Genomic DNA, 23,437 nt, shown 5'->3' with positions numbered 1-23,437 from the left:
CTAGGACGTGTCTCCCAATAGCCGTTGCCAGGTCAGGATGGCGCTGAGGGTGACGCCGGCGCGGTAGGTGATGGCGAGTTTGTCGTACCGGGTCGCGATGCCGCGCCACTGCTTGGCGAGAGCGAAGAATCGCTCGACGACGTTGCGGCCCCTGTAGGCGTCGGCGTCGAGCCCGGGCGGTCTGCCGCCGTTGCTGCCGCGCCGTTTCCGTGCGGCGGCCTGATCGCGCTTGTCGGGAATGACGGCCTTGATCCCGCGGCGGCGCAGCTCGCTGCGGATCACGCCGGTCGCGTAGGCACGGTCTGCGATCACCGCATCAGGGCGGGTGCGCGGGCGTCCCGCGCCCGCCCGCGGGACGTGGATCTGCGCGAGCACCTCGGCAAGCATCGCGCCATCGTTGCGCTGACCGCCGGTGACGATCATCGCCAACGGCCGCCCGTGGCCGTCGACGGCCTGGTGGATCTTCGTCGTCAGTCCGCCGCGGGAGCGGCCGATACCGTGCCCCGGCGGTTCAACCTCCTGCCAGGGCAGATTCCTGTAATTCGATCCTGCCCCCTGTGTCCTGCTCCGGGCGGGTCGTGTTCGTCGCGTGCTGATGCGCACGCGCGATCGTCGCGTCCACCGACACCGCCCAGTCGATCTTCCCCGCCGCATCCGCCTCAGCGAGGATCCGCGTCAGCACCCGATCCCAGGTGCCGTCGCCGGCGTAACGACGGTGCCGCTTCCATACCGTCTGCCACGGACCGAACTCGTCGCGAGGCAGATCACGCCACGGGATCCCCGTGCGGAACCGGTACGCGATCCCCTCCACGACCCGACGGTTGTCGCCGAACGGGTGACCGCGGCGCCCCTCATTCGAGGGAAGCAGCGGCTCGATCCGCTCCCACTGCTCATCCGTGAACACCCGATACCGCGAACCCGTCGACCTCACCCGACCAGACTGCCGCGAGCCTCACTCAACATATGGGAGACACGCCCTAGCTAGCTCCTCTATCAGGTCACCCCATGTTCTCTTCCGACGGATCCACTGAATCTCGGTGACCGATTACACGCGCGGGGACACCCCCCATGATGGCGCGCTCAGGTACTGGCTTGGTCACGACCGCCCCTGCGGCGATCACAGCTCCAGTGCCGATGGTGACACCCGCCACAATCGTTGAGTTTGCGCCAATCCAGACGTCGTCCCCAATTGTGATCGGTTTGAAGGTGTGCCCCTGATATCGGATCGGGGTATCGAGCGCACCGAAGTTGTGGTTCCCACTGTTGACCACCACTCCCGGGCCGATCATGCTGTAGTTGCCGATCGAGACCGGTGCCGGTGCGTCAATGAGAGTGTACGAGTTGATCGTGACGAAATCGCCGATCTCGATGTTGAGGGGGTAGTGCATCAGCACAAACGGAAACACGGTGAAGTCGTCGCCGCACCGTGGAAGGGACGAGCGGTAGAACCATGCGCGGAAGTCGAGATCACACTGAAGCGATGACTGCTGTGCCAACCAATGCTGGACTAGGTGCCAGCTGGGAGACCCAGGGCGCGGGACGCCGAGGACCCGGTGGAGTGCTAGGCGCGCGCGTCTCGCCACGGTGTACACGCTGCTGTGTGGTTGAAAATAGGAGGGATTGGCGGCAGCAAACTCCTTCAGTTCCCTCCTCACCGCTAGGGGACCTCGCGCAAGTTAGCTCGGCGGAGGTCGGTCCAACTGACGAAGAGCGGGAGGTTCAGGTCCTCGCTGCCTTTGAAGAGGTCGTCGATCTCAATGCTGCCAAGCATTGCCTTGATCGTCCGGATGCATCCGTTGTGGGTCACCACTAGGATCGGTGCGGCTTCACGGTCACATAGGTCAAGCAAGAACGACCGGATCCGGATCCAGAGGGCGTCTAGGCTTTCGCCTCCGGAAGGGGTGAATCTGGGGTCCAGGACGCCGCCATGAAGGAAAGCCGCAGGCCATCCATCGCGAACCTGTTCCCCCGTCTGCCCCGCCCATTCGCCTAATGCGCGCTCTTGCAGTCTGGTATCGACGTGGTAGTCGAGATCAGGGAAGAACGCTTCGAGGGTCTGACGCGCCCGTTGCAGGGGTGATGTGTAGCCAACAAGCGGGTCGATAGTGGGTGGGATCGCCGCGTGGAGCAGGTCAGGCGAGAGAATCGGAGGGTCGAGCGTGCCCATGTACCGGCCGTCGATGTTGAACGCAGTCGGAGCATGGCGCATGAAGTGCACGCCGATCTCGGCGTGATGTCTGTCAGTCATGCCCCGAGCCCCAAAGCGCCCTGAGCGCGGTGCACGCGCGCAGAACAGCATCAGCCGCGGCGTCGATGGCTCGGGTCTGCATGGCATAGCCGTGCATCTGGGCGTCGAGGTTCTCGTACGTGACAGGCACACCAGCTGACTGGAGTCGGTCGGCAAACGCCTTACCTTCATCGCGAAGCGGGTCGAAATTTGCCGTCTGGATGACTGCTGCTGGGAGTCCACTGAGATCGGCGGCGCGGAGGGGGAAGAGGTAGGGGTCGTCGATCGACCACGTCTCTGGGAGGTAGTTCGTCCACGACCAGTCCATGAAGGGGAAGTCAAGCGAATACCCGGAGGAGAACTGCCGGTAGGAGGCAGTCTGTGGGTACATATAGTCAGTCGCCGGGTAGAGCAGCAGCTGCGCGCAGATCGGGGGCGCAGATGCCCAATCCCGCGCGCGAAGCGCGACTGTCGCAGCCAAGGTGGCCCCGGAGCTATCGCCCGCGACCGCGATCGCGTTGGAGGATGTACCCAGTTCTGATGCGTTCATGGCGCACCAGAGGAAACCATCCCAGGCGTCGTTGAAGGCTGCGGGATACTTGGCTTCCGGGGCCCGACGGTAGTCCACTGAGACCACGAGGCATCGGGCATGCCGAGCCAGGAGTGTGCAGAGGCGGTCGTGCGTGTCGAGGTCATTCACAGTCCACCCGCCGCCGTGGTAGAAGACCATGAGCGGCAGATCGGTGGCGGCTGAGTCGCGATACACGCGAAGGTCGATCCCGCCTTCCGGGCCTGGGATCGTGAGGTCGCGCTTCTCCAGAATCGGCTCGCTTGGCCCTGCTGTGAAGCCGCGATGCATCCGGGTACGAGCGGCTGAAATCGGGACTCGGTACACGGGGGGGAGGCCAGATGCGGCGCCCGCGTCGAGCAGCTTTTGCGCCTGGGGATCGAGTTCGGACATGCTACTTCTCCTTGCGATAGTACGAGTACAGCTGATTGAGGGTGGCGGTTACTTCGCCGGGTGCTTGGGCCAGTACGGCCTGCTGGATTCCTTCCAGATCTAGGTTCCTGATCCCCACTGAGGGCGAGCTGGATATGTTTGTTCCCGGCCCAAACACTTCACCGCCGATCACAATTCCTTCTGGCTGGAACGTGATCTGGGCGTCTTCCTGCGCCGACACGCCCAAGCCGTGTGGAGCTAGTCCAAGTGTCTGTGCGGCGAGGCTGACCGTCCTGATCCGTTCGAAGTCTGGCTTCACCATGAAGATTGGCATCTCAGGGCGTGTCAGGAGGGGATAGCTCGACGTTGACCGGTCAAGCCACTGGCAACCGATGGCGACGGAGTTTCGATCGGGCATCCCGTAGTGCGGGTGGCAGGCCACTTGGTCGATCGACGCCCCCGCCTCGTCGGCAAGGATCTGAGCGATCACCTGCTGCCTGTTCTCGTGGTACGCGACCAGGCTGTGTGCGATTGCAAAGAACCGTTCGGCAGTGTCGCCGGTGATGTAGCGGAGGTAGCGCCCATCCTCGGCTGTCAAGACCCGAACCGCGTCCCAGTACCAGTTGGAGGGAACAGGGTAGAGACCGTTGTACTGCTCCTTGAACTCGGCAGCGGAGGCGTGCAGCAGGAGAAGTCTCCCCGGAGTCAGGTCGCCTCCGCCTTCAGTCTCGGCAAGGATCACAAAGTGGTTGCCGTTGGCGAGATTCCAGACGTAAGGCGTCTCGGTCTGGACACGAACGCGCACTCGCTGAATCAGATCTTCGAACTCGGTCTGGCTAGACATCGCCAAATCGGTACGGAACATGCTGACACCGCATACGTTGACCGTCGAGTCGATCGGGACGAAAGGCACTGAAGACTCCCAGCGGTAGAGCGCGCCGGTGAAAAAGCCGCCGCTTGCTCGTAAGCCGTTGTGTGGGAGTCCAAGGTCCGGAAGCGGAATGATCTCCGCGTCACACTCCTTCTTGTTGATCGAGGTCAGCGCTCGGCGCAGCAGCGTCTCTGTCGTTTCCAGCAGAGACTCGATCTGGGTCTGCGTTTGGTCGGGGGTTTCGAGCGGTATCACGTGGCCTCCATCGAGATTGAGACTGACGGGACGCGGCTCCGCACGGATCGTGCATCCTTGAACAGCAACTCTGATTCGTCAACGCGTCCGAGGAGCCGCAGAACTTCGGCACGTGTGTCCAGGTACTCGGCGAGATAGATAGGGTCCTTGAGGTTCTTGATCTCGGGCTCAAGGGCATCAAGAACCTCGAGCAGGGTGTCGACTTCAACTCCAGGCGATGGGTCGATCAGGTCGTGCCTCACAATTTCGAGGTTCGTGCGCGCCAGCGCACGAACGAACCCAAACTCCATAGAGTGCTCGCGCGATCGCTCGAGCCACTCCCGTGTTTTGGGGTCTCCCTGCCGCGCGAGGCAGAGCGCGTACCACCGAAGGCTGGCGTTGTAGTCAGGGAGCGTGACGCCCGAGTCTGCGGCGAGGTTGAGTTCCCAGAGTGCTCGCGCTGAACTGAAGTCCTTCGAGGCGAGCGCCTGTAGTGCCAGCGCTTGCCTGTACTTGCCCAAGAGCGGTGCGGGGATCGTGTCGTCAAGTGTTGCTGCCAGAGGCTGAAGCCTCTCGAACAGGTCCGCGCTTGCAGTTCGGTTCTGCTGCTTGGCCGCGATGTTTGCCCTTATGACCAGCGATTCGAACTCTGAGAGGCGATCTCCGAGCTTGGATGCTGCGACAGTCCAGAGGACGTAGGGGTTCGGCTCGGGGGACCAGAGTCCGCGCACGTAGTAGTAGAAGTAGAGGTCTCTGGTAGTGGCCAGCAGCTCGGTCCACGCCTCGTGTTTGCGCATCCAGCGCAGCGCGTACTCGAGGTTCCGGAACTCGATGGAATCGTCAAGGACGCTCAGCCGGGACAGGTCATCGGGGCAGAATCCAACGCGGCCAACTGTCTGAAGGACGTCGGCCATCCACCTGTCCTCGATCCCTGCTCCCTCGGCAGCGGGGAGGTATTGGCTTGATGTGAACCGTCGCGCAACCAGGGGTTCGATGCGTAGGATGCCTTTTCCGCTGACGAGGGCCCCGTGCACAAAGGAGCTTCGGAGCATTTCCTCAGCGGCTGCTTCGTACCGTTGTTCAGGAAGACCGCTGATGTGTCTGATCCTGTCCCACGTAGCGCCTGCCGGGTAACAGGCAGCTGCGCGGAGAAAGGTGGCGATATCCGGATCGAGGTTGGCGAAGGACGTGTGCAAGACAGTCTCAATGACATCCGTGCTGGTCGCCCCAGCCTCGCGCGCATCGCTCAGCAGTGCCTGGACGTCTGCGAAGCCTCTGCGTCGAAGGAGGCCGATTGAGAGCTCCACCAGTCGTAGGTTCCCATCGGCCAAGTCCCAGATCTGACGCAACTGTGCGTCATCCGAGCGAATGTCCGTGATCTCGGCAGATTCGAGCATGGCTGAGATGAACTCCATCACAGCATCGCCTTCGGGGGGTCGGGAGATTTCGACTGAGGTCGCAAATCTGGAGATGTTCGGGTGCTCCTTTGTTGTTGTAATGATCGCCTTGCTGGTCTCAGGGAGACGGGTTAGGAACCATCCGATGGATTCGTCGGTGATGCTCTGGAAGTGGTCGATTACGAACAGCACATCCTTCGCCTGCAGGTAAGAAAGGACCCGATGCGCCTTCGAGGAGGGGGCGGCTTGCGACAGACGTGGTTCATTCACTGTCTTTGCCAGCTCATTTACCAGCGTCGCGAGGGTTGTCGAGCCTGGATCTGTTTCATCCGAGACCCATACGACTGCGAAGAACCGCGGCGATCCGGTTCTCGGAAGGTGGCGCACGAAGTGATTCACCAACGCGGTCTTGCCCCGCCCGCCGATTGCTGTAACTGCGACAATCGGCTTATCCATCTCGAGCGCTCGGCGGAGTTTCTCTGCATCCTGGGGGCGGGCCACGTATCTGGTGTATGTGGGCCCTGGGACATTCGAGTAGGCGTGCCGTTCTGCAGCCGAGAAATCGAGTTCGTCGTCTCGTGTGAACTGGCTCTCCTGACGGTCGATACGCGCTGACAAGTCGCGAAACGAATCCGGTATGTGCTTCGAGTCGTATCCAAGTAGGTCGCAGGAGCTCTCCAGAGCCTCGCGGGCGACCGCGGGGCCTTCGACCTCAAGCAGAATGTTGATTAGCTGACGATGGATCTCGGGTTGGCGAGCCAGTCCGTAGTGCATGAGCGCGCCTCGCAGCTCGGAGACCTCCGCAGACGCGCCACCCAGTCGCCCGCGCAAGTTGGCTCGGCTCAGGACGATCCTGACCCGAAGGTCGGTGGCCAACTGCTTGAGATCCTCCACTCTCCAGTCGTCGATTCCCGCTAGTGGCTCTCCTCGCCACAAATCTGCAGCCTGATCGAGAAGCTCGAGCCCCACCTCCAGATCTGGAGTCCGCTCTTTTCGCGCCAATAGCTCTGCAGCTAAGCCGAGATCGCTCAATGCGTTCAGGCGGTAGGCCCCGGCGATGGACGAGATCGGGTCAGTCACGCCTACGTCGCGCAACTTCTTCCGGAGGCGGCTGACGCTCGTGTGCACACGGCCGTAGTCTCCCTCGTCGCCGGTGGTGCCCCACGCCTGCTCGGCCAGAAGCTCCACCGTCAGGCCAGTCCCACGCAGGGCGGCAATCGCCAGGGCAGCGAGTAAACGGGCCTCCACCGATCCGCTGACTCGGGCTGTGCCGTTGGGGCCGGTGACGGCTGGCGTGCCGAGGACAAGGACAGCCGGGCCAAGCTCGGAGGTGCTGATGGACAAGGCACTCCCTCCCTTCGCCAGTGAGTGAATCGTCTGCTGTTCGCTAACGCTAGGGGAAGCGGCTGTCGGATGGCTTACATCCCCTTACAAGCCACTCTGCTCCACGGCAGGCTCACGTCAACTAGTGACTGCACATACAGCGAAGCGTCGGTTGTTCCTGACGGTTGCTGTCACTCCACTCACCCCAGAGCAACCTCAGCGCCAAGTTCCGTCAGGTGCGCGTAGGTATGCCCCGGTCTAGTAGAGACCACTGGAGACCACGCCCCACAGGGGGGCAGAGAAGGGACAAAGAACATGAAGTACTATCGCTCGAGCCGTACCGGGGCCTCGTCCTTGCGCACCGTGATCCTGGCTGTTGCCCTTGTGGGCCTCATCGCTGCGGTCATGGGGTTGCGTCAGTTCTGGGCCGCTCCCGCGGTCGCCGCCGACGTGCCACAGATCACGATCGCGCAGCCGGCCGGCACGGTCCTGGAGGCCGACATCGTGTTGCCTGTCGAGGTCACCGATCTGCTGACCGCCACCGCTGAGGCAAATGGGACTCTGGAGTGGGTCAAGGCCGATGGGGACAACCGCACAGAGACGGTCAGCCTCGATCTGACCCCTCGGACGGGCCGCGGTGATGAGATCAAGCCTCCGTCGGCTCGTGAGACTGCGATCGCCGGCATGCTCGCCGAGCAGGTCGCCGCGATGAACGCGTTCGACGCAACCAGCCCTGGACGCTCCGCGCTGGCGGGTCTGCAGGCTGTCAAGCCCGGCGGCACCGGGCCGGTGCTTCTTGTCACGGTTGGCCTGGACACCAATGATCCGCTGAACATGGCCACGCTGGGCTTCGACGCCCCGATTGTGGACGTGATCGCGGACCTGAAGGCCCACAACGAGATCCCTGACCTCGACGGCCGCGAGGTGTGGCTGGTGTGGGTGCCCACCGCCGGAGATCAGCCTCCCCTGCGGCAGCCGCAGCGCGACTACCGGGACCAGCTCTACAGCGCGATCGTCGAGGCAGGTGGCGGCAGCGTCACGCGGGTCCTCGACACTGAGGCTTCTCCTGCGGGCAGCGCCGGCCAGGCGCCGGTGGTGCCGATTCCGGCGGCCCCGGACACGTTCGTCCCTGTCGTCGAGACCGTCCCGCCCGTCACGGGCGCCGACGGCACCCCCAGCTCCCCCACCGTCCAGACCTGTGTCCTGCCCACTGGTGTCTTCTTCCATCCGGAGACTGCTGAGTTCCTCGACCGTGACGCCGCCAAGACGGCCGTGCAGTACTGCCTGGGCGACACCGTCCTCCCCGGCACCACGGTCGACCTGATCGGCAGGACCGCCTGCACGCAGCGGCCCCCGGACAACACCAGGGCGATTGACCTTTCGAGGGAGCGCGCAAAGGCTGTCGAGGCCCTCGTCGTCGAGCTCGGGATCGACCCTGCCCACGTCACCACCCAGGGCGTCGGGGCCACGCAGCCGCTCCGCGAGCCCTGCTCCGACGACTTCAACAGGAACGTGAGCGCGACCGTCACCATCCCGGCTCCGTAGCCCCATCCCCCGTGTGCGGAGGGGTTCAGTCAGCGAGCTCCCTGAACCCCTCCGACCGGCCCCCTCACCAAGGAGATCTGCTCATGCTCAAGCACAAGCCGTGGACGCCGTTGGTCCTCCACCGCACCAAGCCCGCGCGGCACACGACGCTGATCGCCGCGGTCGTCATGGGCGCCGCAGTCGTCGTCGCCGGTGGCCTGGTCACCCTCCGCGGTCCCCAGGTCATCATCCCGGTCTCACCGGAGCTGTCGCTTCCTTCGGTTGCCCCCTCGACCGTTGCATCGGCCACCCCTGAGGGGGAGGCCACGGTGACGCCGTCGATGCCGAGTCTGAGGGAGGGCTACGACTACAGCTTCATCCAGAAGCACAACGGCGAACCGGTCCGCTGGGCCTGTGCCACGCCGATCACCGTCGCCCTCCACGGCGAGGTCCCCGCCGGTACCGCCATCGCGCTGGAGAAGGCCGTCGCCGTCCTTGGAGACGCCAGCGGTCTGCCGCTGACCATCACCGCCCCGGATACGGCGGCCAAGATCACTGTCGCCTACGGCCCGCACGGATCGACTCTCGGCCATGTCGACCTGACCGGTGACGAGCTCGGAGTCGGCGGACCTGTGTTCCGTGAGGCGGAGATCATCTCCGGTGCGGTCCTCATCCGCGACGACCGTCCCTCCACCGATCCCGCCACGGCCATCGGGCAGGCGACGCTGGCCCATGAGCTCGCCCATGCCCTCGGCCTCGGGCACGCAGCCCAGGATGCCGCTCAGCTCATGAGCCCCGCGCTCACCCCCGGCTCCGTCCCCACCCTGGGGCCCGGAGACCGCGCAGCCCTGGCCCACCTCGGCTGCTGAACCCGAGGCCGGGACCCGTGCGGCCCCATCCGCACGGTGCCATCCGTCGATCACCCCCACACCCCACACGGCTCGTTCCCGCCGATGTGGAGGTCAACCATCGAAACCAAGAACAGGGGGGCCGCACCCGGCGGCCCTCTCCAGGAAAGGAGCATGACCATGTCTATCCCCGTTACCCGGCCCGCCCCGACCTTCACCCTCGGTGAGGCCCTCAGGTACAAGCTGTCCGACAAGGACACCTACAAGGTGACCCTGCCGCTGTGGCAGCTCGCCGTCGCACACGGCAGCGGCAACGGCGTCGAGCCCCCCAACACTGTCACCAACAAGCTGGTCGGCCACTACAGCCCCGCCGTCCGCGAACAGCTCGAGAAGATCACCAAGCGCCGCGTGGACCCCGCCCTGAACACCGTCGAGGGCCGGGTCAACCAGATCACCACGAACAGGCAGGCCCTCCAGGAGCGTGACCCGAAGATCACCTCCCCCGAGACCGGAATCCAGTACCCGGAGCCGGCCGCCGTCGCCCGGGTCCGCGAACTCGATGACAAGATCACCGCCGACGAGAACGACGGTCTGCGTCACCATCGCCGCGTCCACCGCTGGGTTCGCATCGCGGGCAAGGTCATGCCCTACCTCGAGGCTGTCGGCCTGTCCCTCTTCGCGGCTACCGCACTGAACATCAACTTCTTCGATCCGTTCGACGACTTCTTCGGTTGGACCCTGGCCGTCGTGATCGTCGTGGTGGTCCTCTACGCGCAGCCTCGGTTCGTCCATGCCTCGGCCGAGGCGTGGAACCATCGCCGGGAGGCCATCGCGGACCGTCAGAGCGCCGCCGCCGAGCAGGCCACCAAGCGCGTCATCACCAACACACTCATCGCGGCCGCGTTCGCCCTGTTCGTCACCGGCGCCCTGGTTGAGCGTTTCGTGTCCGTCAACTTCTCCATCGATCCGGCCATCATCAGCCTGATGATCGGCTTGAGCGTCCTCGCCGGCATCGGGATGCCCCTCCTCGCCTGGATCGCCACCGCATGGGACGGGTCCAGCCAGTCCCGCGAACGCGACCACCTCGCCGCCGAACTCGACCACGGCCTCGCCGAGGACACCGGCCTCCGCGCCGCCGCGAACCTCCTCCACGAACAGAACCAGGCCGACACTGCCACCCTCACCGAACACACCATCCCGGCCATCATCCGCGAAGCCGATACCGCACTCGACCCCGCCCGCCACGCCTACGCCTTCCTCCGGATCCAGCTCGGCGGACTCCCCGACGCGCCCCCCTACAACCGCAGCGACGTCCCGGCCACCGACCCCTGGGTCCTCGACTCCCAGATCCCCGGCGCCCAGCTGATCAAGCTCACCCCCCTCTTCGACCGCAACAAGCGCCTCAACGCCCTCACCTCCAAGCAGGACAACGAGATCAACATCATCAACAACCACCCCACCCACCCCTGGCACAACTGACCCCAGTGAGAGGCGGGGGTCCCGGTGCGCCGGGGCCCCCGCCTCTGTTGCGCTGCGCCACAGGGCGCGAACCTGGCCGGGTCAAGACCTCCTAGAACCGGAAGTGTCGTCACGCTGTGGTGGTGTTGGGTACGGGTTCTTCTTAATCGATGGGCCCTGGAGGCAGGGCCCGCGACGAGGGAGGCGATGAGGGATGGCACAGAATCCACGTTTGGAAGCGCGCCGGCTGGTGCAGGAGCAGCTGCTGAGGCGCCGTGAGGAGGCTGCAGCGCGTGAGGCCAGGATCCGGGAGCATGCGCTGGTGGCGACGGCGGCCGCGGTGGAGCGCCAACAGGTGTTGGAGGACACTGAGCGCCGGATAGGCCAGGCCCTCCACGCCCTCACACAGGATCTGTCGGTCCCGGAGGCCGCAGCGTTGTGTGGGCTGGAGGTCCGCGAGGCCAACCGGCTCCGACGCTTGCAGCAAGACCACCATCACGAGGCGGCGGCCTCCCCCGATCCGGCGTCCTTGGCGCCGGGCATCTGAGCGAGGGGCGGGAGCGTGTCGTTGACGGCGGAGGATCTGGCTTCGGAGGTGCTGGTTGGCCGGTTCCGGGCGAAGCTGCGGGTGCTGCCGGGCAGCGACTGTCTGTGGTGGGCGGGGGCGATCAGCCGCAACGCCGGCCACGGCCGGTTCTGGCTGGGTCCTCGCCGCGCCGTGGTCGCACACCGGTTCGCGTTCGCGCTGGCGGAGGGCTTCGAAGCGTTGATCGGCGTGGAGGTCGTGGCGCACGGGTGCGACAACCCGCTGTGTCAGCGGGTCGGGCCAGGTCACGTGGTCGCGTCGACGAGGACGCGGAACCAGATCGACTGGATCGCGCGGGGTGCGGTGTCGGCCGGCAACTACATCGGCCCGGAGTCCTCGTTCGACCGGAGCCTGGTGATGCGCAACCTGCTGCTGCTCGATTCGGGGGCCGCGGCGCGGCATCTGGCCTCGCTCCCGCACCGCCACGGCGTCCAACTCCCGTTGTGGTAGACGAAAGTTCGTGCCGCGACACGCGCGAAACCGCCGTTAATCTTAAGCGAATCGCACTAGTGTGATTCGCATGAGTGCTCCTCGTCGCCCCCGGAAGTCCATGGTGAACCCGATCCAGTTTGGTGTGACCATCGAGACCGTCGCGAATGAGCGCCTGTCGGCGCTGGCGGCGGCTTCAGGCGCATCCAGGTCGCTGTTCGTGCAGCGACTCATTGAGAATGTGCCCCTCGACGCCAACGGCGTGCCCGTGTGGTGGCCGGCCGAGGAGTATCCCCACCGCATGGAGGAGACCCTGCCGATGACCGGGTAAACCCCCTGAAATGACTACGAGCCCCGCGCCAACGGGGCTCGTACAAGTCATCAAGTTGTGAGGCTCGAGCGCCAACTCTTGCCGGAGGACTTCCCTCGAAACCGTTTCCCTCAACCGGAACTGCGATCAAACCCAAAGGAGGTCTTGACGTTGAGTATAGACAGCGAAGTCGTTTCTGCCTACCCTCCGGGGGTCGGCGTGTCGCGTGTCGCGGCGTGGGACCTCGCGGTGGCGATCTCTCCTCGTGACTCGCTGCGGGTGCAGCTCCCCGACGCGGGCGGCGGGTTCTCCTCGCAGTACATCGGGCGGGCGCCGATTGATGGTCCGGCGCCGGAGGCCCCGTGGGCGGTGCACCTGACCGACACCGGCGGCTTGTTCCATCTGGTCGCCTTCGACCTGGACGGCAAGACCGAGGCCGCGGCCCGGCAGGCTGTCGCGGACCGGGACAGGATCACCGGCTGGCTGGATCAGGTGGGCATCGAGTACCTGGTGTGCGCCTCGGGCGGCATCGGTGCCGGGTGGCACATCTGGGTGGCCCTGTACGACGGGGTGCCGGCCGCTGTGGTGCATGCGGTCACTGATCGGGTGAAGGTGGCCTGCCCGACTCTGGACCGGGCCCCTTTGGGGAACCTGGTCACCGGCTGCGTCCGCCCCCCAGGCGCCCCCCACGCCTCCGGCGGCACCTCCCGGATCGTGGCCGGTGACCCGCAGGTCCTGCCCCGCGCCTCCACCACCGCCGAGGACCTCCACCGGCTCGCGGACCTGGTCGCCGAAGACGTCGCCGCCCTCCCCGAACTGACGCGCCTCGACGACGACGTCGTGGCCGGACTCCCCCGCGACTCCCACGGCCACCCCTACCTGGCCGGCGCCCTCCGGCCCCTGCCGGCTGCGGTGTCGGCCGCGGTCGGGCAGTACCCCGTCGACGCCTCCTCCCATCTGTTCACGATCCTGCTGTCCATGGCCCGGGCCCGCCGTCGGTTCGATGACGTGATCGCCGTGCTGCACTCCCCCGGCCTGGAACACGTCCGCACCCTGCGCGACCCCCACACCGGCCACCGCACCCCCCGCCCCACCGCCGGCCCCCACTCCCCGATCGCCACCCTGACCCGGCAATGGCGCCGCGCTGTGGCGGTCGTGGCCACCACCGGCGACCGGCACGGCTCCGACCACACGTTCCTCGCCCGCGCCGAACAGCTCGCCCTCGACGTGGAGCGCCGGCAGCAGCGCGCCGACGCCTCCCCCACCCGCTGGAGCGGCCCCCACGGCGCCACAGACCGCCGCATCCTCGACGCCCTCCACCTGATCGCACTCGACGCCGTCACCCCCGACGTCGACGCCTCCATCCGCCACCTCGCCCTCCGCACCGGGATCTCCCGAGAGAACACCCGCCTGGCGCTCCACCGCCTCCAAGCAGACGGCTGGATCCAACTCGTCATCCCCGCCGTCGGCACCCATGCCGCCACCTGGACCATCGACCCCAAACGAGATATCCACAGCACCCTGGAGTCTCTTCGGTCACAAGCGGTCCCACCGCGCACCCCGCCCCCGGCCACAGGCACCACCCGCGACCGCCTCCGCACAACCCTCACCGCCCGCCAGGAGGCGGTCCGACACGACCTGTTCACGCTACGGGGGCTCGGCGTCGAAGTAGGAAACACCTACGCCCGCCGGCACGACACTCCCCCACCCCAAGCCGACGAGCTCCAGGATCTCGCAGACGCCGGCCTCCTCCACCCCCACGCGGACCTCGACGCCCTCGCCCAGGCCCGAGGCGTCCACGGAACCCTCGCCAGACGCGAAATCACCTACAGCATCGAACAAGCGATGTGGCGCTGGTGGATCGTCGAACTCCAACGCACCAGAGAACGACACCGCCACCAACCCGCCCTCGGCGACAAAGGCCCCTGGAGCCAATGGGGCCAATACCCCCGACGACCCGACGGCCGCGCCACATTCAGACAAGCACGCCTCCAGCTGCTCCTCGCGGCCTGACCACGTACACAGTCCTGTGCACCAGAACCCGGGACTCCCCCAACACTCGCGATCAGCGAACTCGGCGACAGTCTCGTCGGCAAGTGGTGCGGAGCACCACGCGGCAGCATCTGGCTGCCCGGTGGACGTGAGCTACCAGCACTAAAAGACGCATTAGAAGAAATGGAGGTAAAGGGGATAGGACTAGTTGCGCCAGCCGTGCGCACCGAGAACGGGGCGGTCGAGATGACGAGAGTCAATGTCACCAAAGGGTCCAATAGGTCTAAAGGTCACGCTGAGGGTTGAATAGAGGAATTGGAACTAATGCGGACTCCGCGTGTCCTATCGAGTCTTGGGGCTTGGTTCCATTAGGGTGATGAGAACCAACAGGGCCATTGGAACTAATGGCACCAATGACGAGGGGATCTCATGGTTGCTGGATTGGAACGTGTTGTGGCGGTGGTCAACGGAAAGGGGGGTGTCGGCAAGACGACGATCAGCGCCAACATCGGCGGAATGCTGGCCTCAAGCGGCTACCGAGTTCTCCTTGTCGACATGGATCCGCAGGGCAACCTGGCGGAGGAGCTTGGTTACACCCATGGAGCGATCAACGATGACGGGCTGGCCCTTGCCCAGGCGCTCGCCTTCTCCGGTGGCGCGACGCCCGTTGATGGGGTGCGCGAGAACCTCGATGTGTTGATCGGTGGACCCCATCTCGATATGGCGGCCGCCGGCCTGACGATGAAGGCCCAGAAGGATCCGACCGCTGCGAAGCTGGCGCTCGCCTCGGTCCTGACGCCACTTGCCGATGGCTACGACCTGATCCTCATCGACTGCCCGCCTGGACAGGAGACGCTCCAACAGGCTGCGCTCGCCGCAGCGCGCTGGGCACTCATCCCGGTCAAGACAGACGCGTCTTCCCGCAAGGGGCTGCGCGATGTCGCGAGGCGGCTCGACGCCGTGGTTGGTCTGAACCCCGACCTCGACCTTCTCGGTGTCGTGCTGTTCGGTGTGAACCGCTCCGCCAAGCGCGTCTCCGAGACAGCCCGGGCGGCGATTGCGGAAGATCTGGGGGATGAGGCGCCGATCTTCACCACCTCGATCAGGCATGCCGAGGCTGCGGCGCAAGAGAGCCGCGAGCGGGGTCTGCTGGCCTTTGAGCTAGAGGAGGCGGTCCTGTCTGCACCCAAGTGGTGGGAAGTCCGGAGGGACCATATCCAGCACGACGGCCCACGTTCCAGGAGCGCTGTCGGCTTGGCAGAAGACTTCCAAGCGCTTGGCGAAGAGGTCATCGCGCGGATCACCGCGAGCGAAGCGCGAGAGACCGTGGCCGCGGGGGAGGCAGTGTGATGAGTAGCGACGCACCGCGCCGGACGCTGGGCGGACTAGCACCGAAGGTCGCCCCTCCCCAGGGAAACTCCCGACTGATGCGTAAGAACCGGACCGCAGGGCCACCCAACTCGGTGCCTGCCCCGGAGGTCGGCCAGCAACGCGCACACCAGCCAGCTTCGATCGAGACCCCGATCCAGCCTCCGGTGACGAGCTCCCCGAGCAGGCGGAAGGTCAAGCTCGGGTTCTACATCGACGCCGAGGATGCTGCTCGTCTACGTGGTGCGGCCAAGTTCATCCCGAACGAGCTCCGCGCGGACGGGATCGATGGGTTCTCGGCACTGGCTGCGAAACTCATCATGGACGGGCTGGCCGAGCTCGAACGAGCGCACAACAACGGCGAACCGTGGCCAAGTCTGGCCCCCGGGGAGGAACTGCCTCGGGGACGACGAGTCCAGTAGCCGCAGGCGTGCCCGCCGGGGGCGCCACTGCCAGCATCTTCCGAAGAACATGTCACGCGCTGCTCCTGTCCATCACGGGTTCATATGTCTAGGGCCCGCAACCCACGGCCCCTGTGGACAGCTGGGAAAAATCGCCTGCCGCTTGCGATCAAGAGTGCAGGTGCCTGACATGGAGGGTGAAGATGATTGATGGCTCATACGAGGTGCTCGTCCTGGTCGACGAAGCGTGCAACCTCATGGTTCATGACGAAGCCGTTTCGGGTCTGACTGGTCTCGACATCGTCGCCTGCCGGGCGATGGCGGTGGCGTTGGCGGTCGGCTCCGAGCCGGTGCCGGTCAACGTCGAGTCCACGGTGGGGGAGTGCATCGGCCGAGCCGCCCGCCTCTCGGCAGCGTGGGACCCTGCTCAACTCACTGCCGAGGCGCTGCAGCTGGTGCTACTGCTGTCGGACGTCAACTACGAGCTGAACAAGGCCTGACATGGCCAGGTTCCAGACCGCCACCCGGGTGGCGGCCGGTGCACTGAACGACGGCGCGCTGCCCTTTGGTGTGTGGGCCATGGTGGTGCGTCGATGCGACCTGATCCTTCGTGGGACCGATCCAGCAATGCGTCAAGCGTCCGCTCTTGCTCCGCTGCTGGCTACAGGGGCGGTGGGTGAGGGGGCGCGGATGGTGACGGCGATGGGCCTAAGCCAGGGCATCGACGAGCCGTTGGCCAAGACAGAACGGCAGGAGCTTCGCCTGGTGGCGATCTACGTGACGCGCGCAGCATCACGGGAGGCCGATCCAGCGAACCGGTTGCTGCTGGCAGGCATCGAGCGCAGTCTGCTCGGGTCCCTGCCTCCGACAGGGAGCTTCGAGGATGCGCTGCGGCGATGGTCACAAGCGGTGGCTGGATCGTCCGCAGCCATGTCACCGGAAGAGGCTCTGGCCGTGGCAAGGGTGCAGCGGTCGCTGCTGACCTCAGCCGTGGAGCTGATGAACGGTCTGGAGGTCGCCGACGGCGTCGGCCATGAACGGCTTCTCGCTGCCATGGTGGACAGCCGGAACGACTGGAGTGACGCCCATGATGCGTGGCTGCGGATGCTGCCGCGCCAGACCGAGGTCGGACGGTTGGATGCCGTCGCTACCGAGCTCCAGAGGGCGGCCAGGGGACCGGGGGGCGTGGACGTGATCCACAGTCTCCTGATCACCGGCTTCGGAGGGAATCTGGCGGCCGCGTTGGCGGTGACGCCTGCTGATATGCGGGTGGAGTCTGGTCTGGTGGCTGCTGCGGTGACGTTGGAGCAGCGCAGTGATCTGGCCGCCGTAGTCCAGCCTCGTCGGGTCAGTGAACCAGAACCGCCTGTGAGGGCGCCGGTGGTGTCTCGAGTGGGGCCGGCGGTGCAGTTCACCGCGGACACGAGTCCGACGCAGCAGGTGGCAGAGCCGAGGAGTGCGTCGCCGGACCCGGAGAGGCCGAGGATCGAGGATCACGCGGCTCTGGTCGAGCTTGCGGGGCAACGTGACGCTGGGGTGATCGCTGCGGCGGCCAGGTCGGGTGTTGCGGAGGCCCAGGCCTTGACAGCGGGCGCGTCGCCCGGCGAGTTGGATGCTCTGGTGGAGCGGGGCCGGTTGGCGCGGGCGGCGATCGTCGCGTCGGGTGTAGCGGCTGCCAAGCATTGGAGCAAGAAGATCCCACCTGCTCTGGCCCATGCGCGTGACGAATATGTCGCGGAGGCGTCGCTGCGGATGGCGGAGATCGTGGACCGGTGGGACCCTCATCGCGCGTCGTGGGGGTCGTTCGCGTACCGGGAGGCCGGCTACGAGTTCTGGGACCACAACCGCCGTCGGGCACAGAGCCGAGAGGTGGTCAGTGAACGGATCGGGGACTTCGCCAGCGGGCAGGACCGCACGGTGGGCCCGGTCAGTGAGTCACCCGAGGAGAGGGTGCTGCTCAGGGAGGAGCGCGAGCGCGTGGCGCAGTTGGTTGAGGGGCTGCCGGGTCGGCTGAGTGAGGTGATGGCGGGTCGTCTGGGGCTGGCTGGACAGCGTAAGACGTTGGCTGCAGTGGGGGAGGAGACAGGATCGTCGGTGTCGACTACCCATCGGGATGCCCGCGAGGGGACCCGGCTTCTGGCCGCCCGCTACCTCGCCGGGCAGGAGGATCAGTCTTCGCCGACGCCAGCGGCGCAGGGTCCGGTGACGTTGCGGCTCCTGGCGCAGGTGCTGCAGTCGGGGGAGGGCACGGTGGGGGAGTCGGTGGCGGTGAGGCCGGAGCATCGGGGTGGTCGGCCCACCCCTGGTGTGCGGGGGGTGTCGCGGTGAGGCGGGCCCCTATCCTGTGGGCATGTCAGTGGCAGAGCGGCTCCGTGAGGCACGGCTGGCCGCGGGTCTCACCCAGGCCCAGCTGGCTCAGAGGGTCGGTGTCGCTGACGGTACCCGGGTCGCGGCGTGGGAGCACGGACGCTCCACCCCTCATCCGGCGACCTGGGCCGCGATCTGTTCACTGCTTGGGATCGCCCCGGAGGAGGCGGGGGTGGTGACCCTGCGTTCTCTTAGACTGCGCCGTGGCTTGACCCAAGACGAGGTGGCCGCGGAGCTGGGAGTGGCTGCCAGCACGGTGGCGAGGTGGGAATCGGGTACGCATCGGCCCTGGCCGAAGCACGCGGATCGGCTCGCGGAGCTCTACGGAGTCCCCACCCTCCCATAAGTGCCCGAAAGTACACTAGCGGCCATATTGCGTTGAGGATAGGTTTACGCCATGGGACCAGTGTGCCCGGGTTGATAGAGAGTGTGACCATGACTATGGCTCCTACAGGAGACGAACCAACTACCGTGAGGCCGCCGATCGTGGCGGCGCCGGCGGCCCGGACGCAGCGGCGGCCGCTGTTCGCGGTGTTAGCGGGGCTGCTGATCCTGCTCGGCGCGGCCGGGGGAGCGTTGGTGTTCTGGTCGACAGGCTCCACCGTCGAGGCAGTCGCCGCCCGCGTCCCCGTGGCCCGCGGGCAGGTGATGACCGCGGAGATGTTCACCACCGTGCAGATCGCCCCCAACCAGCAGCTGAGCTACCTCGACGCCGACGAGCTGCCTGCCCTGTTGGGGAAGCGTGCGGCGCATGATGTGGCGGCCGGATCGCTGGTTGGCCCAACTGCAGGGGTGGAGGTCATGGTCCCTGCGACGGGCCGCACGGTGGTGGGGTTGTCGTTGCCGCCTGGTGCGGAGCCGGCGGTTCCGTTGCAGGTCGGGGACCGGGTGCGGGTGATCCTGACCGAACCGGCCTATGCCTGCGCGGCGGGGGAGTCCGGCACGATTGACACCCCCGACGGCACCACCACGGCGCAGTGCACCGTCAACGTGGTGATTCCCGCGGTGGTGGTGGCTACCGCCCGCGACGAGGCTTCTGGCCAGGTCTCGGTGTCGGTGGACGTCGCGGAAGCTGATGCGCCGCGTACGGCGGCTGCGGCCGCGTTGGGTCGTGCGGCGCTGGTCCTCGACAGTCGGGACACCTGATGGCTGTCTACGCGCTGACTTCTGCCTCGGGTTCGCCTGGGGTGACCACGACCGCCCTGGGGTTGGCGTTGGAGTGGCCGAACCAGGTGCTGCTGGTCGACGCCGACCCCGTGGGCGGGTCGGCGATCCTGGCCGGCTACTACCGCGGCACCGTGGCTCATCCCGGCACCCTGGTCGAGCTCTGGTCGGCTCACCGCCAGGGCGGGCTCGAGGCTGCGGTCCGCGAGTTGCCGTTGCGGCTGTCGGAGACCGCTTCCCTGATCCCCGGCCCCGCCGGCGCCGCGCAGGCCGGCGGCCTGACGGATCTGTGGCCGGCGCTGGCCGCGCAGCTGCGGGTGCTGTCCCAGCTCGGCGTCGACGTCCTGATCGATCTCGGCCGCCTCGGCCACACCCATGTTGCGACCCCGCTGGCGCGGGCCGCCGACGAGCTGCTGCTGGTCATGCGTAGCGATCTGCCGGCGGTTGCGGCAGTGGCGGCCGCGGAGGTGCCCTCGGAGGCCCCGGTCCGTGGGCTGCTGATCGGCCCGAACCGGCCCTACACGGCCCACGCCGTGGCGTCGGTGATCAAACGCGAAGTCAGCGTGTCGTTGCCGTGGGCGCCGGAGGAGGCCGCCGTCCTCAGCCACGGCCAGCCGGAGCCGAAGCGTGGCCTCAAGCTTCGCAAGGCCCTGCGGCAGACCGGCGAGGAGCTCCACACCACATCCATCACCGCCCTGGGGGTTTCCGCATGAGCGACGCACTCGAAGCCGCTGCCGAGATCGACCCCGGCACCCTGGCACTGTTCACCCAACCCACTCCACCGGCGGGCCGGACCCGCGGCAGCTTCCGCATGCTCACCACGGAGGAGCCACGCCACCAAGCCCAGCAGGCGCCCGACGCGCAGCCCGAGCTGGTGCGGCCGGTGCTCGCCCCCCGGGTCCAGCGCCGCCTGGCGGGGGAGATCGACTGGGATCTGGTCGACACCCTCCGCGAACGCGTCTCTGCGGAACTCTCGGAGCGCGACCCCGACCCCGCGGAGCGGGAGCTGGTGGGGCGGGAGATCATCGCGACGGTGCTGGAGGAGGAGTCCCGCGCCTCCACCGTCCGCGGACAGCTCACCTGGACCCTGGACCACCAGGACCAGCTCGCCCAGGCCTTGTTCGACGCCGTCTTCCGCCTCGGCCGGCTCCAGCCGTATCTCGACGATGACGCGGTGGAGAACTTCATCATCTCCGGCTACGACAACGTGCTGGTGGAGAACAGCGACGGCGAACTGGTCCCGGCCGCGCCGGTGGCCTCCAGCGATGAGCAGCTGATCGAGTACCTGACGTTCATGGCCGCCCACCAACCCAAGCCGCGGGAGTTCTCCGAGGCGGCCACGAAGCTGCACCTCGCGCTGCCGAACCGGGCGAGGCTGTTCGCCTCGGCGTGGGTGACGTCACGGCCGACGGTGATCATCCGCCGCAACCGCCTCGTTGACGCCGGCCTCCACGAGCTCGTCGCGCTGGGCTCCCTATCGGCGGTGGCCGCCAGCTTCTTGTCGGCGGTGGTGCAGGCCCGGATGTCGCTGGTGGTGTCGGGGGATCAGGGGACGGGGAAGACCACGATGCTGCGGGCGTTGGCGCACGAGCTGCCGGCCCATGTGCAGATCGGCACCATCGAGACCGAGTACGAGCTGTACTTGAAGGACACCGGGGATCATCAGGTGGTCCACGAGTGGCAGGCCAACCCCGGCTCCGGGGAGATCGGGCTGAACGGCCGCCGCGCCGGCGAGTACACCGTCCGCGAGGCCCTCGAGGACTCCCTGCGGGCGAACTTGTCGTACACGATCGTCGGTGAGGTCCGCGGCTCGGAGATCGTGACCATGTTCAAATGCATGCAGTCCGGCTCGGGCTCCATGTCCACCACGCATGCGAGGACGGCGGAGGGCGCGATCCGGAAGCTCGTGACCTGTGCGACGCAGGAAGGTGCCAACATCACCCGCGAGTACGCGCTGAATGTGATCGCCGAGGACATCGACGTGATCGTCCAACTCCAGGTCGAATCCGTCCAACAGCCCGACGGGACGTGGCGGAAACGCCGCTGGGTGAGCGAGATCATCGCCGTCGAACCCGGCGAGGACGCCAAGGGCTACGCCACCACCACCATCTTCGCCGCCGAGCCGGGCAGCCACCGCGCCACCGCGCAGATCCTGCCTCCGAGGTTCCGGATGCTGGAGCGGTTCGGGTTCGACCTGGCTGGCTTCAACGCCGAGCGGGGGACCCGCCCATGACTGTCCTGGCTGCCCTGTCGGGTGCGTTGATCGTGGCTGGCATCCTCGGCCTGATCTACGGTCTGACCCCCCACCCCGTCACCCCCGCGAAGGCGCCGCGGCTCCGGCTGCGCCGCCGGCTGTCGAAGGTCCGGGTCGTTGCCCTCGCCGGGCTGGCCGCCGGCGCCGTGATCGCCGTGGTGACCGGGTGGCTCGTCGCCCTGGTCATCGCACCAGCCGCCTCGGTGATGATCTACAAGATGGTCACCGGTCGGGCGACGAACCGCATCGAGCGGCTCAACGCGCTGGCGGACTTCGCCCGCGCCCTCGGCGGCGTCCTGACCGTCGGCCGCGGCCTGGAGCAGGCGATCCTGCACGCCGCCCGCTCCGCCCCCGCCGCGCTGGCCCCCGAAATCGGCAGATTGGCTGCGCGGGTCCGCGCCAACGTCGCCACCGCCACCGCGCTCAGGTTGTTTGCCGACGAGTTGGATGATGCGACAGGGGACCTGTTCGCCGCCACCCTGATCCTCGCCGCCGAACGCCGCGGCCCCGGCGTGGCCTCCGCCATGCAGGGCCTGGCCGAATCCATCGACGAGGACGTCAAGGCCCGCCGCCAGGTCGAAACCGAGCAGCAGAAGGCCCGCACCGCCGCCAGAATGATCACCATCATCTCCGCGCTCCTCCTCGGGGGCCTGTTCCTGGCCGGCAGCTACGTCGAGCCCTACCGCACCCCGCTGGGCCAGGTCCTGCTGACCGTGTTCATGTCCATGTACCTGGCCGCCTTGGTGTGGATGGGCCGCATCTCCGCCCCCAAGCCCCTGCCGCGGTTCATCGGCGTCACCGGACAGCACGCCACAGCCAACACCGCTGTCGCCGGGAAGCAGGGGGGTGTGGGATGACCGCGCTGCAGCTGGCCATGCTCTCGGGCGCCACCATCACCGCCGGCCTGGTCATGCTCGTCGCCGGCCTGGTGCCGGCCCCGACCCATCTGAAGGACGCCATCGGCCGCCTCCAACCCCGCATCACCCTCGACACCCTGAGCATGGGGGAGAAGGCAGATTCGGAGGTTCGCCTCGGCCGCTGGGCCGAGCGCCACCTCCCCGCGATCATCTGGGGCACCGCACCGGAGAAGGACCTCGCCCTCCTGGGACGCACCAAGGCCACGTTCTACGGCTCCAAACTGATCTCCGGCATCCTCGGCCTCCTCGTCGTGCCCGTGATCAGCGTGGCGACCATGTTGCTCGGTCTCCCCATCCCGATCGCGGTGCCCGTCCTCGGCTCGCTCGGGTTCGCGGCCATCATGTGGTTCCTTCCCAACAACGAACTCCGCGACCAAGCCGCCAAAGCCCGCGAAGAATTCTCCTACGCCCTGGTCGCGTTCGTGGAAATGGTGGCCCTCGAGCGGCTCTCCGGCGCCACCGTCCCCGAAGCCCTGCTCCGCGCCGCCGACACCGGCGACTCCTGGGTGTTCCAACGCCTGGCCACCGTGCTGCGCCGCACCCAATACACCGGCCAGAACCCGTGGGACGCGCTGGCGGACATGGGCCACCACTACGACCTGCCCGATCTGGTCGACCTGGCCGACATCATGCGCCTGGCCGGCGCCGACGGCACCCGCATCTACTCCTCACTACGCGCCCGCGGCGCCGCCATGCGCAACGCCACCCTCAACCAACAAATCAGCCGCGCCAACGCCGACGGGGAACGCATCGCCATCCCCGTCACCCTGCTCGTCCTCGTCCTGGCGATCACCCTCGTCGTCCCCGCAGTCCTCCGCATGATCTAA

23 protein-coding genes are annotated in these 23,437 nt (G+C 66.8%); 17 read left to right on the top strand and 6 right to left on the bottom strand.

Annotated features, from left to right (window positions below; genetic code table 11):
• The 6 genes from ACZK4S_RS13815 to ACZK4S_RS13790 all read right to left on the bottom strand — a co-directional run bounded on the left by ACZK4S_RS13815 (nucleotide 1) and on the right by ACZK4S_RS13790 (nucleotide 7,013).
• Nucleotides 1–904, bottom strand: a protein-coding gene (locus ACZK4S_RS13815) for an IS5 family transposase (protein ID WP_463643408.1) whose coding sequence is annotated in 2 segments (ribosomal slippage) — nucleotides 1–583 and nucleotides 582–904 — 906 coding nt in all. Because the reading frame shifts where the segments join, the coding sequence is not laid out codon by codon here.
• A gap of 94 nt (nucleotides 905–998) precedes the next feature.
• Nucleotides 999–1,406, bottom strand: a complete 408-nt coding sequence (locus tag ACZK4S_RS13810) for an acyltransferase (RefSeq protein ID WP_463644675.1) — start codon at nucleotides 1,404–1,406, stop codon at nucleotides 999–1,001.
• Nucleotides 1,407–1,657: 251 nt separating this feature from the next.
• Entirely contained in the window at nucleotides 1,658–2,248 is a 591-nt protein-coding gene (locus ACZK4S_RS13805) for a histidine phosphatase family protein (RefSeq protein ID WP_463644674.1), read from the bottom strand.
• On the bottom strand, nucleotides 2,241–3,188 hold the full coding sequence (locus ACZK4S_RS13800) for an alpha/beta hydrolase (RefSeq protein WP_463644673.1): 948 nt from the start codon (nucleotides 3,186–3,188) through the stop codon (nucleotides 2,241–2,243). Before ACZK4S_RS13800 ends, ACZK4S_RS13805 begins: the two co-directional genes overlap by 8 nt.
• A gap of 1 nt (nucleotide 3,189) precedes the next feature.
• The gene (locus ACZK4S_RS13795; protein WP_463644672.1) at nucleotides 3,190–4,293 is read right to left on the bottom strand and encodes a hypothetical protein; all 1,104 of its coding nucleotides are present in this window, start codon (nucleotides 4,291–4,293) and stop codon (nucleotides 3,190–3,192) included.
• Nucleotides 4,290–7,013, bottom strand: coding sequence for an NB-ARC domain-containing protein (locus tag ACZK4S_RS13790; protein WP_463644671.1), 2,724 nt, complete (start codon nucleotides 7,011–7,013; stop codon nucleotides 4,290–4,292). Before ACZK4S_RS13790 ends, ACZK4S_RS13795 begins: the two co-directional genes overlap by 4 nt.
• Before the next feature lie 294 nt (nucleotides 7,014–7,307).
• Between ACZK4S_RS13790 and ACZK4S_RS13785 the strand changes: the two genes are divergently transcribed.
• From ACZK4S_RS13785 to ACZK4S_RS13705, 17 genes are all read left to right on the top strand, one after another.
• Nucleotides 7,308–8,537, top strand: coding sequence for an OmpA family protein (locus ACZK4S_RS13785; RefSeq protein WP_463644670.1), 1,230 nt, complete (start codon nucleotides 7,308–7,310; stop codon nucleotides 8,535–8,537).
• A gap of 83 nt (nucleotides 8,538–8,620) precedes the next feature.
• Nucleotides 8,621–9,385, top strand: coding sequence for a zinc metalloprotease (locus tag ACZK4S_RS13780; protein WP_463644669.1), 765 nt, complete (start codon nucleotides 8,621–8,623; stop codon nucleotides 9,383–9,385).
• Between the two features lie 159 nt (nucleotides 9,386–9,544).
• A complete protein-coding gene (locus tag ACZK4S_RS13775; RefSeq protein ID WP_463644668.1) occupies nucleotides 9,545–10,843 on the top strand; it encodes a hypothetical protein in 1,299 nt (432 codons plus the stop codon).
• Between the two features lie 193 nt (nucleotides 10,844–11,036).
• The gene (locus ACZK4S_RS13770; RefSeq protein ID WP_463644667.1) at nucleotides 11,037–11,369 is read left to right on the top strand and encodes a hypothetical protein; all 333 of its coding nucleotides are present in this window, start codon (nucleotides 11,037–11,039) and stop codon (nucleotides 11,367–11,369) included.
• Between the two features lie 15 nt (nucleotides 11,370–11,384).
• Nucleotides 11,385–11,858 carry a hypothetical protein gene (locus ACZK4S_RS13765; protein ID WP_463644666.1) on the top strand — a complete coding sequence of 158 codons (474 nt, stop codon included), beginning with the start codon at nucleotides 11,385–11,387 and terminating at the stop codon, nucleotides 11,856–11,858.
• Nucleotides 11,859–11,928: 70 nt separating this feature from the next.
• On the top strand, nucleotides 11,929–12,168 hold the full coding sequence (locus ACZK4S_RS13760; protein ID WP_182800774.1) for a hypothetical protein: 240 nt from the start codon (nucleotides 11,929–11,931) through the stop codon (nucleotides 12,166–12,168).
• Between the two features lie 198 nt (nucleotides 12,169–12,366).
• Nucleotides 12,367–14,160 (top strand): hypothetical protein, encoded by a 1,794-nt coding sequence (locus ACZK4S_RS13755; RefSeq protein ID WP_463644665.1) that lies wholly within the window; start codon nucleotides 12,367–12,369, stop codon nucleotides 14,158–14,160.
• Nucleotides 14,161–14,568: 408 nt separating this feature from the next.
• Nucleotides 14,569–15,489, top strand: a complete 921-nt coding sequence (locus tag ACZK4S_RS13750; protein ID WP_463644664.1) for a ParA family protein — start codon at nucleotides 14,569–14,571, stop codon at nucleotides 15,487–15,489.
• 77 nt (nucleotides 15,490–15,566) lie between these two features.
• Complete coding sequence (locus tag ACZK4S_RS13745) at nucleotides 15,567–15,929, top strand: hypothetical protein (RefSeq protein ID WP_463644663.1); 363 nt, start codon at nucleotides 15,567–15,569, stop codon at nucleotides 15,927–15,929.
• A 182-nt stretch (nucleotides 15,930–16,111) separates the two neighbouring features.
• The gene (locus ACZK4S_RS13740; RefSeq protein WP_182784636.1) at nucleotides 16,112–16,408 is read left to right on the top strand and encodes a hypothetical protein; all 297 of its coding nucleotides are present in this window, start codon (nucleotides 16,112–16,114) and stop codon (nucleotides 16,406–16,408) included.
• Between the two features lies 1 nt (nucleotide 16,409).
• The gene (locus ACZK4S_RS13735; RefSeq protein ID WP_463644662.1) at nucleotides 16,410–18,236 is read left to right on the top strand and encodes a hypothetical protein; all 1,827 of its coding nucleotides are present in this window, start codon (nucleotides 16,410–16,412) and stop codon (nucleotides 18,234–18,236) included.
• Between the two features lie 22 nt (nucleotides 18,237–18,258).
• On the top strand, nucleotides 18,259–18,621 hold the full coding sequence (locus ACZK4S_RS13730) for a helix-turn-helix domain-containing protein (RefSeq protein ID WP_463644661.1): 363 nt from the start codon (nucleotides 18,259–18,261) through the stop codon (nucleotides 18,619–18,621).
• A 125-nt stretch (nucleotides 18,622–18,746) separates the two neighbouring features.
• Complete coding sequence (locus tag ACZK4S_RS13725) at nucleotides 18,747–19,421, top strand: SAF domain-containing protein (RefSeq protein ID WP_463644660.1); 675 nt, start codon at nucleotides 18,747–18,749, stop codon at nucleotides 19,419–19,421.
• A 41-nt stretch (nucleotides 19,422–19,462) separates the two neighbouring features.
• On the top strand, nucleotides 19,463–20,152 hold the full coding sequence (locus tag ACZK4S_RS13720) for a hypothetical protein (RefSeq protein WP_463644659.1): 690 nt from the start codon (nucleotides 19,463–19,465) through the stop codon (nucleotides 20,150–20,152).
• A complete protein-coding gene (locus ACZK4S_RS13715; protein WP_463644658.1) occupies nucleotides 20,149–21,672 on the top strand; it encodes a TadA family conjugal transfer-associated ATPase in 1,524 nt (507 codons plus the stop codon). Before ACZK4S_RS13720 ends, ACZK4S_RS13715 begins: the two co-directional genes overlap by 4 nt.
• Nucleotides 21,669–22,550 carry a type II secretion system F family protein gene (locus ACZK4S_RS13710; protein ID WP_463644657.1) on the top strand — a complete coding sequence of 294 codons (882 nt, stop codon included), beginning with the start codon at nucleotides 21,669–21,671 and terminating at the stop codon, nucleotides 22,548–22,550. The genes ACZK4S_RS13715 and ACZK4S_RS13710 overlap by 4 nt, the downstream gene beginning before the upstream one ends.
• Nucleotides 22,547–23,437, top strand: coding sequence for a type II secretion system F family protein (locus tag ACZK4S_RS13705; RefSeq protein ID WP_463644656.1), 891 nt, complete (start codon nucleotides 22,547–22,549; stop codon nucleotides 23,435–23,437). Before ACZK4S_RS13710 ends, ACZK4S_RS13705 begins: the two co-directional genes overlap by 4 nt.

The organism is Tessaracoccus zhenghani (assembly GCF_055326325.1).
Note: the sequence above shows the minus strand (reverse complement) of the source record. Positions and strands in the feature narration are given on the sequence as shown.